We start from the raw sequence: 14,181 nt of genomic DNA on the forward strand, positions 1-14,181 counted from the left end.
GCTATCGGTACTCGGGATTCGGGAGGTCGAATCGGCTCCCCGCGTCCCAACCGCGGCGGTCGTTGCCGTGGGCGGGTACGCCGCCCCCGTCGCGCAGCATGCGCGCGAAGTGCATCAGATTCCATGTCATAAATGTCGTATTCCTCTTGGTGAAATCATTGTCCGGGCCACCGGAACCGGGGTCGAGGAATGACGGTCCCGGTCCGATCTCCCCGATCCATCCGGCGTCAGCCTGCGGCGGGATCGTGTAGCCGATGTGCTGGAGGGTGTACAGAACGTTCTGCGCACAGTGCTTCACACCGTCCTCATTCCCAGTGATGAGGCAACCGCCGACCCGGCCGTAATACAGGTACTGGCCGGCGTCATTGAGCAGGTGCGAACCACCGTACAGGCGTTCGTGGATCTTCTTCATCATAGAACTGTTGTCTCCCAGCCAGATCGGCCCCGCGAGGACGAGGATATGTGCGGCCAGCACCTTTTCGAAGATGCCAGGCCATTCGTCTACCGACCACCCGTGGTCTCGCATGTCGGGCCACACCCCAGGTGCGATGTCATGATCAACGGCCCGCACGATGTCAACGGCCACACCATGTTCGGCCATGATACTCGCCGATGCGTCGACGAGCCCCTGAGTGTTGCTGATCCCCGGGGAACGCGTGAGAGTGCAGTTGATGAACAGCGCCCGTAGTCCGGTGAAGTCCAGCGTTGGATCAGACACGGTCGTGACCTTTCGCGCTGCCGAGTGCGTCGCCCAGAGTCCACACCGCGATGCCCAGCAGAACGACGTCCTTGAGCAAGAACTGACCGGTCATGCTCAACCACGGGAAGCCGCCTTGTGTGGCTTCCGTGGCACCGGGGGTCGTGAACAGGAAGCTGATGGTGGCCGCAAAGAGTCCGACCGAGACGACGCTACCGAGGGCGGAGACCTTCGGCAGCCAGGGCTTCACCGCCAGTAGGACCGCGGCCGTCACCTCGACGACACCGAGTAACGAGGAGAATGTCGTCACCGAGAAGAAGTGGTACAGCCAACTCATCAACGGGCTGTTCGCTACGAGCGGCTGGATTCCCTGGGCTTCGTATGCGGTGAACTTCAGGACTCCGATCCACCCGATCACCAGCGCCAGCCCATAGCGGGCGATCGCGCCTCCGGAGCGGGTGATGGTCACGTCGAGCGGCGGCGCAGCGGCGGCGTCATTGTCGGCGGTCATGGTGCTCTCCTCAGCTGTTCGAGGGCCGACGGTGCGTCGACCCGTCACCGAAGAGGAGTGCCTCCCGGCAGGCGGAGCGTTACAGCCCTTTTGAGGGTGTGAATTTGTCCACAACGCACGTGACACACCGGGCGGAACGCCCTTGGAAGGGGGCGTTGCCGATGTACCTACTTGCCACTTCAACGGGTTGAGGTGTGGTGCGGATTCGGTGCTGGACCGGTGAGCGTCCGGCGCTACGCGGGTATGCCGTACGGGGGCCGGGATGGGCTCCGGAGCGGGATCTGATGCCGGATATTTCACGGCCAGTGCCACGCCAAAGTCGCCGTCGTCGTCGGTCCACCAACGGGTTCGCCGCAGCCCGGCCGCGGCGAGCTCGGCGGCGACCCCGTCGGGTCGAAACTTGCACGACACTTCGGTAAGCATCTGTTCGCCGGCCGCGAACTCGACAGTGAGGTCCAAGGCGCCGACGTGCACCCGCTGGGGGTCGACGGTTCGCAGCCACATCTCGATGCGTTCGGCTGCGGCGTTCCAACGGGCGACATGCGTGTAGGCGTCGAGGTCGAAATCGGCGTCGAGTTCTCGGTTGATCACAGCCAGCACATTGCGGTTGAACCGTGCGGTGATCCCGGCGGCGTCGTCGTAAGCGCGCACCAGGCGGTCGGGATCCTTCACCAGGTCGGTGCCCAGTAACAAACTGTCGCCTGTGCGCATCGCGGTGGCCAGCGTTGTGAGGAATTCCGCGCGTGGTCCGGCGGTGAAGTTGCCGATCGTGGAGCCCAAGAAGGCAAACAGGCGCCGCCCATCAGCGGGAATCTGGCCCAGATGTTCCTCGAAATCGCCACAGATCGCATGGATTTCGAGGTCTGGGTACTGGATGCCGATGGCTGCGGCGGACGTCTTGAGTGTGCGGGCATCGACATCGAACGGCACATATTGGCGCAGCGCGCCGGTCTCACGCAGAGCGTCGAGCAGCATCCGGGATTTCGTCGAGGTGCCGCTCCCCAACTCGACAAGGGAGTTCGCGGCGCTGGCGCTGGCCACCTCGGCCGAACGGGCCGAAAGAATCTGCGCCTCCGCGCGGGCCGGGTAATACTCGGGCAGCCGGGTGATCCGATCGAACAGCTCGCCGCCCACCGAGTCATAGAACCACTTGGAGGGCAACACCTTCGGTGTCTTGCGCAATCCAAGCAAGACATCTCGACGCAGCGCTTCGTAGGCCGAGTCGGCCTTCAGGTGGTTTGACAGGATCGTCGTCATGAAAGTCCTTTCCCGCGCCGAATCCGCCGCGAAACCGCCCGCGGTGCTGATGTGAGTGCAACGCATTCTTCTTGCGTCAACCGGCTGAGGGTGGTTGCGATGCCGTCCTCGATGACCCGATCGGACAAGTCGTCGGCTGGACAGCGTCCCTGCTCGACGGCCCGGACCAGCCGGCTCATCGCATCCTCGAGTTGAGCGGGCACCCGCTCGGCGGCAAGTGCCACACACCGATTGGCGGTCGCGCTCAGTAGCGGATCTGCCAGGCCGATCCGTGCCGCGGTATCCCAGGCGGTGGCGACCGGTTCGACGACCTCGGCAGCGGCCTCGGCGGCGATTGGATCGTCGAGGAGAGTCACTAGCGTAAACACCACGGCCGGCCACATCGTGGCGGGGACGCTGTCGAGGTAGCGGATCTCGATCCGGCCCCGGGGGCGCACCGGCGGGAACAGGGTGGTCAGGTGGTAGCGCAGGTCGGCGGTGTTCGCTCGGCGCCCGCCCAGCAGCACCCGGCCGTCGGCCCAATCGGCAAAAGGGACGGATTGGCGTACCGCAGCGGCGTGCGGGCTGTGGACCAGCATCACCGGCGCGTTGAGTGCATAGCGCGCCCAGCCGGTGGCGGGATCGTCTCCGTTGGAGGGTTGGATGGGTGCGCAGCGGGCCGGGTCGAGTTGACTCCACACCCGCTGCCGCGTCGACACCCAGCCGGTGAACTTCCCGCCCAGCAATGGGGAGTTCGCGGTGATTGCGATCATCGTCGGTCCCAACGCGTGGGCGAGCCACATCCGTCTCGCCCATCCGGCCCGCGGTCCAGCGTCGAGGTTGACTTGGATCGATGCGGTCGAGTTCATCATGGCCGCACCGGCCGCACCGGTCTGGCTGGCGACAAAGAACTCTTCCATGGCGCGGTAACGTGCGCCGGGGTTGACGCGCTCGGGCGCACGCAGCGGGTCGGTGCCCAACAGCAGCAGTCCGAGCCCGGCTTCGCCAAAGGCCGATCGCAGCACCGCCTGGTCGGTGGTCATTGCCTCGATCGCGGGCAGCACGCCCTCGGCGGGTGGCCCGGACAGTTCGACCGCACCGCCGGGCTCCACACTGATCACGCTGGCGCCGGGCAGCGGGGGAAGCGCTTCGAGAACGCCCATGATTTCATCCCAGCCAGGTCGGCGGTGAGGATCGGCCGGGTCATAGCAGTGCGCCTCCACCTCCAGACCAACCCGCGCCAACGGACCGTCGGTGAGGTACTCCTGGGCGATGTCGTGCGCCGCCGACGCCGCACTGGCCAGCGCGCCGTCGGCCAAGCCAGCGCCTTCCAGCTTGGGTTCCGCGGTCATTGCGGCGACACCGGACAGCAGGACTGGGCGGCAGCCGAGCCGCTACACCAAGAGCGGCGACGACGGGGCGGCCACCAATTCGGCGCCTTGCGCCAGGGCTGGTGCGGCGAGCAGCGCGGATCGACCGTGGAGCCCCACGACCGCAAACAGCCGAGGACTGTTATCGATCGTCGGGTGGATACCAGTGTTATGGAGGAAGAAGTCGGGCCCGGCGAGAAAGAACATCGCGTTCCGATTCGGCTGGCGCCACACCACTGCGAGCGCTGCGCCTTGTGCGCGGCGAGCGCACGCGCGATCTCACCCCGCTCCAGATCGACGTCGGACCGCGCTTCTATCGGGTTGGGGGCCTGGCGGGCCCGTTCGGCGCGACCTTTGGGCAGGTACCAGCGGGCCGTGTCTGGCATGGCCGGCAGCGGGAGCATGATCAGCATCGCCGCCGAGCCCGGAATCCAATGCAAACTGCCTGCGGAGCCGGATAGCGGGTAGGCCACGGGTACCGGGTGATGATGCCGCCGACGGTCGTCAGCCGACCAGCGAACGCCAAGGAACCGTGCACCGCGGCCGGTGCGGACTCGCCGACGAATACCCGGACCACCACTACCTTCACCGCCGCCTGTTGGCTGATGGCACGTCAGTGGAGCCGTTCTGATTGCACGCTCGACGACATGGAGCCTTCCTTGGCCGCACCAGCCGGAACCGACCAGTAACTGTACTAAACAGTACAGCCGAGGAATCTAACGGGCGATGCCCACGGCGTCAAGTCGATCGGCCGTGTTTGGGCGTTGTGCGACCACGGCGTCGGTGTTCTCAAAACGACGGCGTGACTCCAGTCCGAAGCGATGTGTCGATTCCGCGTTGGCGATGGCCGCAGGCGAAGTGGTACGCCGCATCTGCCAGTTGATCCCGCCAAGGGGGTAGGTTCCTGACTTGCCACTAAGGTGCGTTGTCTGTGTTATTTCGACCATGTTCCATCAACAAAGCAGCTGGTGAAGTCGTTGGTGAGACCAGGGGACATGTTTAGGACGCGCCAGATGACATCCATCGGTGAGCCTGGTTGCGATCCACCAACCGGCCCGACCGTGCGGCATTCAGGCTTGGAGGACTCGAGACATCTGGCGGTCAGGCCGCGGTGTGTCCGCCATTGTCCAGCTTCTCCGCGATCCAGACTTTGATGAGTGATTGCCGGGTTACGCCTAGCCGGGTCGCTTCGCGGTCGAGTTGGGCGATCATCCACGCGGGGAAGTCGACGTTGACGCGCCGGTGCTCCTCCCCAGGCCGTCGTGCTCGCGCGGCATCGAGGGCAGTGGCCATGTCCTGGCCGTTGTCGAACCGTTCGTCGAACTCGTTAGCTTTCATAGATCGCTGCCTCTCCTTCGCGTGAGCGGCGTACCGAGATGATTCGAACGTGCTCGCCTCGGTAGGTCACCACCGCTGACCAGCATCGACCGTCGATCTCGTGGTCAAACTCGAAGTCAAGCACGAGTAGAAATTATACCGTAACGATACTAATTCCGCTCAGTGTTAGGCGACTCCTGGCAGTTGGATGCAGGTAGATTAACGACCTGCGACAAAGGTCGGTTGTCTGTGCCGCTTTGGACCTGGAGCATCAACAAAAATCGCAGGTAAAAGCACCTTCGAGGGCATGGGGGTGTCGTTCGCGACACGTGAGGTAGTTCGTACTAGTGAGCCTGCTGGAGATTCGAGTCCCGACGCCCGGCGGCGACGGCACCGACACCGGCCAAATTCAGTGAATCGGCGAGCACATATACCGCGAATCGGCGAAATAAGTTCCGCGAATCGGCGAGAGTATTCTCGCGAATCGGCGAAATCCAGATACGCTGTTGCGGTGAGCGTGCCGTCCCGCGTTGCTCGAAACCTGCGTCCGAGGGTCGAAGAGACACTGGCCGACACACGGATCGTCGTCGTTCAGGGCGCGCGACAGGTTGGCAAGTCCACCCTGGCGGCCGAGATCACCCGCCACCGCGGCGGGCGATTGGTCACGCTCGACGATGACGTGACCCGAACCGCAGCGGCCACAGATCCCCACGGCTTCGTTCGTCAGTTCCCCGACGGGCTGCTCACGATCGACGAAGTGCAACGGGTCCCAGAACTGGTCCTTGCACTCAAGGCCGCCGTTGACACCGACCAGCGGCCAGGGCGATATCTGCTCACCGGATCCGCCAACCTCTTGCAGCTTCCAGCGACCGAGGACAGTCTCGCCGGCAGGGCGGAGAGCCTCGAGCTCTTCGGATTCAGTCAAGGCGAACTCGCCGGAGTCACCGAGACCTTCATCGACCGGCTGTTCGCCGGCGATCTCTTTCTCGGTCACGCAAGCAGCCTGACCCGTCATGACTATCTCACCCGCGCCTGTACCGGCAGCTACCCCGAAGTCGTCAATCGACCATCGACCAGACGCCGAAACGCATGGCTGGACAACTACGTCGACCGCATCGTCCAACGCGATGCACCTGATGTCTCAAATCTCCACCGCATCGCCGACCTGCCGCGGCTTCTGCGACTCTTGGCTGCGCGCAGCGCATCTGAGCTCAATCTGAGTTCCCTGGCGGCCGGCACCGAGATCCCCGTGCGTACCCTGCCGCCCTACCTCGATCTCCTCGAGACCCTGTATCTCATCGACCGCATACCGGCATGGTCGACCAACCTTTCGAAGCGTGTAATCGATCGACCGAAAGTCCTGCTCCTGGACTCCGGACTGGCCGCTCGCCTCGTCAATGTCTCGCCCGCCGGAGCCGGACCGAATGCCAACCCGGACGCGGCGGGGGCCATCATCGAGACTTTCGTGATCTCAGAACTCCGGCGACAACTCGGCTGGTCTGAGCTGACGCCTCGACTGTTTCACTATCGCGATCGAGATGGTGCCGAGGTCGACCTGATACTGGAAACCGCAGACGGCCGCATCGCCGCGATCGAGATCAAGTCGGCGGCAACCCTCCGCGGCAAAGACACCCGCTGGATCGCCCGACTCCGTGACAGCGTCGGCGCACGCTTCGCCGGCGGCCTTATCCTCCACACCGGCCCACAAGCCCAGCCACTCGGCGACCGGCTTGCAGTCGTCCCCATCGACGCCCTCTGGGCTCCCAGGGGGTAGTTTCCCGACTTGCGACCAACTTCGAGATGGTGTGTCGTACCAGGGAATGCGCTGGTCATGCTGAGTGAACCGCGGCAGAGAAGTCCGAGAGTTCCGATGCGTCGCTAATCTACCTGCTGGCCAAACACGCCGTCTCTGTAAGGGTGCCGGCGCCGGGTGCGACACCCTGTATTTACGTGTTACGATATTCGTGTGGAGATTGGCCCCACCGCGCTCAAGCGAAAGTGGACGCGCGACGACATCCTTCACGCTCTAGAACACCGGCACATCGACTATGACATCGAGGATGACGATCCGCCGCGCACCTGGGTTTTCGGCTTCGCCCGCGACCTGACGCTGCTGGAGTTGCTCATCCTTCATGACACCCCCGGCGGGCGCGTCATCCACTGCATGAAGGCCCGTCCGAAGGAACTGGAGAAAGCCCTCCGAGCACGAGGCAGGCGATGATATGACCCACACGCAGAAGCAGACCCATCCACCGCTGGACAACGCAGGAGTGGACCGGCTCGTTGCCGAGGCCGAAGCAGGCATCCCTGAGGAGAAGCTGCGCCGCCGAGGCCGACCGTCGATAGGGGATGAAGCCGCGAGCACCTACTCGGTGCGCCTGCCCGACGACCTGGTGACGTTGGTGGACACCCGAGCAGAACTCGAAGGCGTGAGTCGGGGCGAGACAATCCGGCGCGCGCTCGTGGAGTACCTGACCACTTGATCGGCGGCCACGCCGTCAACACGCGGCCCTTCCAACCCCACCCGCCACCGACGGCCAACTGAGTAGGCGCCCAGGGACACTCAAACACGTTGGGGCAGTAATTCTCGCAGTACCGGCGGCCGGACACATGGCGAAGCCACGGTCATTGCATCTGCCGCGCGGATCGAATCGATGTAGATGCGAGCTCAGCACCGCCCCCGCCGATTCGCTGCTGTCGCAGCTAATCCAGGTAGCCGTTGTCGCGGTACCACTCGTAACCGGCCTGCAGCGCGGTACGGAACGGCGTGAACGGCACGCCCAGCTCGTTGTGGGACTTGCCGGGGTCGGCGTAGATGTCGGCTGTCGACAGGCGCATCTGGCGGGCGTCAATCGGCAACCTGGGGCCCACCACGGCGCGCGCGGCACTGACGCCGGCCGCAGCCACCGGAATCACCCAGCGCGGCAACACGACCGAAGGAGCGCCCCTACCGAAGAGTTCGTTGGCGGCGGTGAACACCTCACGGAACGGCAGGTTCTCACCGCCCAGGATGTAGCGTTCACCGATCCGGCCGTGTTCGGCGGCCGCGATGTGGCCGGCCACCACGTCGTCGACCGAGACGAAGTTGGTACCGCCCGGGGCGGCGAACCACAGCCGACCCCGCTGCGCCTCGACGAGCATGGCGCTGGCGATCCGGTTGACGTCACGGGGCCCGATGACCACCGACGGGTTGACGATCACCACCGGCAGGCCGGCCGCAACAGCCTTCTGCAACTCCGCTTCGGCGAGGTGCTTGCTGTGCCCGTAGGGGAACTTCCGCGGCCGGATGTTGAACTCGTCGGTCTCCACCAGATGATGCCCCCGCTTCGGAACGCCCAGGGCGGCAAGTGAACTGGTGTAGACGAAGCGCTTGACCCCGGCTCGCAACGCAGCCGCAGCCATGTCGCGGGTGCCGTCGACGTTGGTGCGGTACAGGCGGGTCTGGGTGCGGTAGCGCCAATAGTCCGAGATCGCCGCGGTGTGAAACACCCAGTCGCAGTCGGCCATCGCCTCGGTCAGGGCGTCCACCCCGTCGTTGACGTCGCCGATCCGGGTCTCGCAGTCCAAGCCCTCCAGCGCGGCCATCGGTGATGTCGCCCGCCGCAGCACCCGGACTTCCATGCCGCGATCCAGCAGTGCGGCCACCAGATTCGAGCCGACGAAACCGGTTCCGCCGGTGACGAATGCGCGCATGCCGATCAGAACCGATAGGTGGTGCAGCCGACCTCGATGCCCGAGCCCACGGCCATGACCAGCGTGACGTCACCGGGCTTGACCAGGCCACGCTCGCGGGCATCGGCGATCTGGTACGGCAGCGTCGAGGTGAACGGGTCACCGGTCAGGCCCTGCGTCTCGACGAAGCGCGACCGGTCCACCCCGATGCCCGCGGCGAGCTCACTGAGAGCCGCACCGGGCAGATACGGCGGGAACACCAGCGCGATGTCCTCGGGCTCCAGGCCCTCCAGCGTCAGCAGCTCCTTGACCGCAGCCGGCAGGCAGCTCACGTAGATCGAAGCGAGGTTCGGGTCACGGTCGACCCGCAGCCACATCCGGCCGTCACGCTCCTGGGTGTAGGTGCGCAGCGCGCCCTGGTACTCCGGGTGGTGGCCGAACACGAAGCGGCCGAAGCCTTCCGGGCCACTGCTCGGGCTGAGCATGATCGCCGAGCCGGTCTCGGCGAGGCCGACGAGCGGATAGCCGCTCTCCCGTGTGTTGTTCTCCACCTCGGAGGCGAGCACCATGGCGTGTCCGGTGCGCCCGGCGCCGATCATGCCGGCGGCGACGTGACAGCCGTTGAGGAAACCGACTGCGCCGTTGAGGATGTCGAACGCAAACGTCTTGGGGGCATCGGCGGATTCGGGTTCGGCGTTGATGCCGACCTCACCGGCGACCAGGGTGGCGACCGCCGGCTCGGACAGGAAGTCGTCGCGGTAGATGCCGGTGTGGATCACCAGGCCCACCTCGGTCCGGTCGACGCCGCTGTCGGCCAGGCAGGCGGCGGCAGCGTCAGTGGCCGACTGGATATTGCTGGGCTGTCCCTGTGCTGCGGGGGCCATGCCGATGCCTTCGATACGCACCCGCGGCGTGGCCGGCAGCTCCCGCCGGGCGGCGGGCCGGCTGCGACCGGCGTGCCCGGCCTGGCCGCCCGCGGCCCGGCGCATCCGGTCGGGCAGGTCGTCGAAGGTGTACAGCCCGGTCCCGATGGTCTGACCCGATCCGGTGATGGACAGCACCACGTTGTCACCGGAATTGATCCGGCCCGCCGTGATGTAGTCATACAGCGCGACAAAATGTGTGGTGGTAGCGGTGTTTCCACGCTCGGCCAGGTTGCAGATGGTGTTGGCACGGCTGGCCGCACCGGCACCGAACACCCGGTTGATGGTCAGGATCGCGTCGTTGATGGACGCCTCGGAGGTCTGGTGCATCAACAGCTGGTCGGCTGTCTCGGGCCGCCAGCCGTGGCGCTGCATGACCGCCGCGACGTAGGGCACCGAGTGCTTGACGGCGATCGCGGTCTGGGTGACCGAGTCGGTGTGCATGATGGCACCCCCGTGCGGGCCCTCGGTCGCCTTGGCGATGCACAGCTTCGCGAATTCGCTGTAGGTGGCCAGGTCCAGGTCGTGGAAGCCGACCCGGTCGTTGGGCCCCAGCTCCAGCACCACCGCCGCACCGGCATCGCCGACGGTCAGGCAGGCCAGGCGCGGGTCCATCGCGCTCTCGATCTCCTGCTGCGCGGTCTCGGTGATGTGGCTGATGTACTCGCCGCTGACCACCAGGGCATTGCGCGCCAGCCCGGTCTGCAGGAAGTCCTGCGCCACACTGACTCCGGTGAACATTCCGGCGCAGGCGTTGTTGATGTCGAAGCACACCGCGTTTGTCAGCCCCATCTGGTCGCGCAGCTGCGAGGCCGTGCTGGGCTCGAAGGTGAACATGTGCTCCGGGCCGTCGCAACGGGAGATGTTGCACGCGATGACCAGGTCGATCTCTTCGGGGGCGTAGCTGGATCGGGACAGGCAGTCGCCGATCGCCTTGCGACCCAGGTCGATCGAGAACTCGTCGACGCCGGCCATCCGCCGGTTCTTGATGCCGGTGAGCCGCTCCAGCGGGATCTTCACCTCGTTGACGCAATCGGCCAGCACCTGGTCGGTGGAGACCGCCCGCGGCGGCAGGTACACCCCCAGGCTCTCGATCACGATGTTGCGCGCCGGCCCGGTCTTGGCCGGCTCGATCACCGGCGCGGCAACAGGTTTGGGCGCTTGCGCCACCGGCTGGGCGGGCGCGACAGGCTGCTCGGCGGCGGGAACCGACTTGGGCTCGCCACCGATCGGGCCGAACTCGGCGGCCAGCTCGGCGATGGTGCCGTAGACGAACATCGACTCCGGCCGCAGCTCCAGGCCGAGCTCACCGACCCGCACCGCGACCTCCAGGGCCTGGGTGGAGGCCCCGCCCAGGGCGAAGAAGTCATCGGTGACCCCGACCCGCTCGACGTCGAGAACCTCGCGCCAGATCTCGGCCAGCGCCTCTTCGGTGGCGTCGCGCGGTGCCACGAATTCCGTTGGTGCGGCGTCGAGATCGTTGTCGAGCGCCAGCAGTGCGCGCCGGTCCACCTTGCCGCTGGCCGACAGTGGCAGCAGGTCGGTGGTGCGGAACACCGCGGGCACCATGGCCGCCGGCACCAGGTCGAGCAGGAAGCGGCGCAGCTCGGCGGTGCCCGGTGCGGCCGCGACGGGCACGATATGTGCGATCAGCTGGGTGTTGCCGCCGGCGTCCTTGCGGGCCACGACCGCGCCCTCGACGATGTCGGGGTGCTTGACCAGCGCGGCCTCCACCTCACCGAGTTCGATCCGGAAGCCGTTGATCTTCACCTGGTCGTCACTACGGCCCAGGTAGTCGATGTTGCCATCGGGCAGGTACCGGGCCAGGTCGCCGGTGCGGTAGAGCAGCGCCCCGGGTTCGGAGCTGAACGGGTCGGGCAGAAACGCCGCGGCGGTGGCCTCGGGCCGGTTCAGGTAGCCACGGGCGACGCCGACGCCACCGATGTGCAACTCGCCCGGCACCCCCACCGGAACCGGGTTGCCCGCGGAGTCCAGCAGATGGATCGCGATGTTGGCGATCGGCCGTCCGATCGGCACACCCCCGGAAACGCCACGCTCACAATGGAAGTGCGTGACGTCGATGGCGGCCTCGGTCGGCCCGTAGAGATTGTAGAGCTCGGCGGGAAGCAGCTCGAAGAACGTGTCGCGCAGGTCGGCGGTGAGCGCCTCACCGCTGCAAAACACCTGACGCAGGCCGGTGCAGGACGCGGCCTCCGGGTCAGCCAGGAACCGCCGCAGCATCGACGGGACGAAGTGCATCGTGGTGACGCGCTGTTCGACGATGGTCCGGGCCAGGTAACCGGAGTCCTTGTGACCCTCGGGCTTGGCGATCACCACCCGGGCGCCAACGGTCAACGGCCAGAAAATCTCCCAGACGAACGGATCGAAGTTGATCGGGGTCTTGTGCAGCACCCGGTCGTCGGCGGTCAGCTGGTAGGCGTCCTGCATCCACAGCAGCCGGTTGCGGATACCGGCGTGACTGTTCAGCGCGCCCTTGGGCGCTCCGGTGGAACCGGAGGTGTACATCAGGTAGGCCAGCTCACCGGATGAGACGGCTTCGGGAGCCGACGCCTGCTCGACCGGTGCGGTGGACGGCTGGTCCAGACACAGCCGGGCGCCGGTGAAATCGGTTGGCACGTGCGACAAGTGCTCACGCTGGGTGACACACACCGGGGCGTCCGGCACGTCGGCCAGCATCGCCTCCAGCCGCCCGGTGGGCTGGGCGGGGTCCAGCGGCAGGAAGACACCGCCGGCCTTGAGCACACCCAGCAGGGCGATCACCAGGTCTTCGGAACGCTCCAAAAGCACCGGCACGACATCAGTTCCGACACCGACGCCGACGCCGAACCCGCGCAGCCGGTGCGCGAGCCCGTTGGCGCGCCGGTCCAGTTCGGCGTAGCTCAGCTCGCGGTCCTCGTAGCTCACCGCGACGGCGTCGGGCGTGCGCGCGGCGGCGGCCTCGACCATCTCGTGCAGGCGGGCCGGGGCGTCGGAGTAGTCGACCGCGGTCTGGTTCCAGGCGCCCAGGACAGCACGTTCGGCGTCGCTGAGCATGCTCAACCGCGACAGCGGGGTGGCCTCGGCGGCGCCGGGCGCCACCAGCCCAGCCAGCAGCAGCCGGAAGTGCTCGGCCATGGCCGCCATGGTGGCGGGGGTGAACAGATCGGTGTTGTACTGCAGCGCGGCCTGCAGCTCGTCCTCGTGTTCGCCGACCTGCATGGTGATGTCGAACGGTGAGCCGCCCTGGCCGATGTGCAGGGTCTCCAGGTGCAGAACGCCGGGCGTGTCACCGGCGCCGTCTTCGAACAGCCGGACCTGCTGCCAGGCGAACGACACCTGGAACAGCGGGGTGCGGGCCGCGTCGCGGACCGGGCGCAGCTTCTCGACGAGCAGCGGCAGCGGGTAGTTCTGGTGGGCGAGCGCGCCAAGCACGGTGTCCTTGACCTGACCAAGCACCGTGGCGAAGGTCGGGTCGTCACTCAGGTCCACCCGCAGCGGCAGCGGGTTGGTGACGTAGCCGACCATCCCCATCAGCCCCGCCCGGTCGCGGCAGGCGAACGGCGAGCCGATGATCAGGTCGTCCTGGCCGCTGTAGCGCTGCAACAGCACCGCGAAGGCGGCCAGCATGGTCATGTACGGCGTCGCGCCGACGGCACGGCCCACCTGCTTGAGTCCGGCCGTCACCTCGGCGTCGATGCTGAACCGGTGCAGCGCACCGTTATACGTCTGAATCGCCGGGCGCGGTGCGTCGGTGGGCAGCGCCAGCGTGGGCAGCTCGCCGCTGAACTTCTCCCGCCAGTACTCCCAGAGCGCTTCGCCCTCGGGCCCGGCCAGTGCCTGGTTCTGCTGCTCGGCATAGTCGACGTAACGGTCCGCAGTCACCTCCGGCACCGGGCCGCCGTGTTCGGCGGCGTAGAGGCCGCGCAGTTCGTCGAGGATCACGTCGATGGACCAGAAGTCGACGGCGATGTGGTGCACGGTCAGCAGCAGCACGTGATCCGTCGACCGCTCCAGCAGGGCCAGCCGCAGCACCGGTCCGGTGCGCAGGTCGAACGGCCGGTCGGTCTCGGCCTGAACCCATTCGGCGAGTTCGGTTTCGCCATCGCCGATCCGGTGCCGGGCGATGCGCACCGGCGCGTGTGCGTGCACGAGTTCGACGGGCTGGCCGTCACGCTCGGCGAAGGTGGTGCGCAGCATCGGGTGCCGGTCCACCAGTGCCTGTGCGGCCCGCTCCAGCGCGGCGACATCAAGGGTTCCGGCGATCCGGCCCGCGTAGGCGACGGTGTAGGCAGCGCTGCCGGGAGCCAGCCGGTGCACGAACCACATCGACCGCTGCCCATAGGACATCTGGTGTTCCGAGGCCGCGTCCTGCGCCTTGGCCATCAGCAACTGCGCCAGCAGTTCTCGCTTCTTCTCCGGCGACAGATTGGAGATATCGACGGGCTGGTCGGTCAT

9 protein-coding genes and 1 pseudogene are annotated in these 14,181 nt (G+C 66.5%); 3 read left to right on the top strand and 7 right to left on the bottom strand.

Going from position 1 to position 14,181, the window contains the following annotated elements:
- Position 1: 1 nt before the first annotated feature.
- The 5 genes and pseudogenes from K6T84_RS05635 to brnA form a co-directional block, all read right to left on the bottom strand.
- Positions 2-718 (bottom strand): flavodoxin family protein, encoded by a 717-nt coding sequence (locus K6T84_RS05635; protein ID WP_224863853.1) that lies wholly within the window; start codon positions 716-718, stop codon positions 2-4.
- Complete coding sequence (locus K6T84_RS05640; protein ID WP_224865607.1) at positions 711-1,208, bottom strand: YkgB family protein; 498 nt, start codon at positions 1,206-1,208, stop codon at positions 711-713. The genes K6T84_RS05635 and K6T84_RS05640 overlap by 8 nt, the downstream gene beginning before the upstream one ends.
- 294 nt (positions 1,209-1,502) lie before the next feature.
- Positions 1,503-2,465: pseudogene (gene egtD, locus K6T84_RS05645) on the bottom strand (L-histidine N(alpha)-methyltransferase); the annotation flags it as partial.
- The gene (egtA, locus tag K6T84_RS05650; protein WP_082632566.1) at positions 2,462-3,796 is read right to left on the bottom strand and encodes an ergothioneine biosynthesis glutamate--cysteine ligase EgtA; all 1,335 of its coding nucleotides are present in this window, start codon (positions 3,794-3,796) and stop codon (positions 2,462-2,464) included. The pseudogene egtD and the gene egtA, both read right to left, overlap by 4 nt.
- A gap of 1,119 nt (positions 3,797-4,915) precedes the next feature.
- Positions 4,916-5,152, bottom strand: a complete 237-nt coding sequence (gene brnA, locus K6T84_RS05655) for a type II toxin-antitoxin system BrnA family antitoxin (protein WP_224864322.1) — start codon at positions 5,150-5,152, stop codon at positions 4,916-4,918.
- Between the two features lie 490 nt (positions 5,153-5,642).
- On the opposite strand from brnA, the gene K6T84_RS05660 reads away from it, so the two are divergent.
- The 3 genes from K6T84_RS05660 (at position 5,643) to K6T84_RS05670 (ending at position 7,614) form a co-directional block, all read left to right on the top strand.
- Positions 5,643-6,905 carry an ATP-binding protein gene (locus K6T84_RS05660; protein WP_225401295.1) on the top strand — a complete coding sequence of 421 codons (1,263 nt, stop codon included), beginning with the start codon at positions 5,643-5,645 and terminating at the stop codon, positions 6,903-6,905.
- A gap of 192 nt (positions 6,906-7,097) precedes the next feature.
- The gene (locus tag K6T84_RS05665) at positions 7,098-7,352 is read left to right on the top strand and encodes a hypothetical protein (protein ID WP_224864320.1); all 255 of its coding nucleotides are present in this window, start codon (positions 7,098-7,100) and stop codon (positions 7,350-7,352) included.
- A 1-nt stretch (position 7,353) separates the two neighbouring features.
- Complete coding sequence (locus K6T84_RS05670) at positions 7,354-7,614, top strand: ribbon-helix-helix domain-containing protein (RefSeq protein WP_224864319.1); 261 nt, start codon at positions 7,354-7,356, stop codon at positions 7,612-7,614.
- A gap of 220 nt (positions 7,615-7,834) precedes the next feature.
- On the opposite strand, the gene K6T84_RS05675 is transcribed toward K6T84_RS05670, so the two are convergent.
- Entirely contained in the window at positions 7,835-8,824 is a 990-nt protein-coding gene (locus K6T84_RS05675) for an NAD-dependent epimerase/dehydratase family protein (RefSeq protein WP_225401294.1), read from the bottom strand.
- A 5-nt stretch (positions 8,825-8,829) separates the two neighbouring features.
- Positions 8,830-14,181, bottom strand: a complete 5,352-nt coding sequence (locus tag K6T84_RS05680) for a non-ribosomal peptide synthetase (RefSeq protein ID WP_225401293.1) — start codon at positions 14,179-14,181, stop codon at positions 8,830-8,832.

This window comes from Mycobacterium zoologicum (assembly GCF_020181635.2).
Taxonomy (GTDB): domain Bacteria; phylum Actinomycetota; class Actinomycetes; order Mycobacteriales; family Mycobacteriaceae; genus Mycobacterium; species Mycobacterium zoologicum.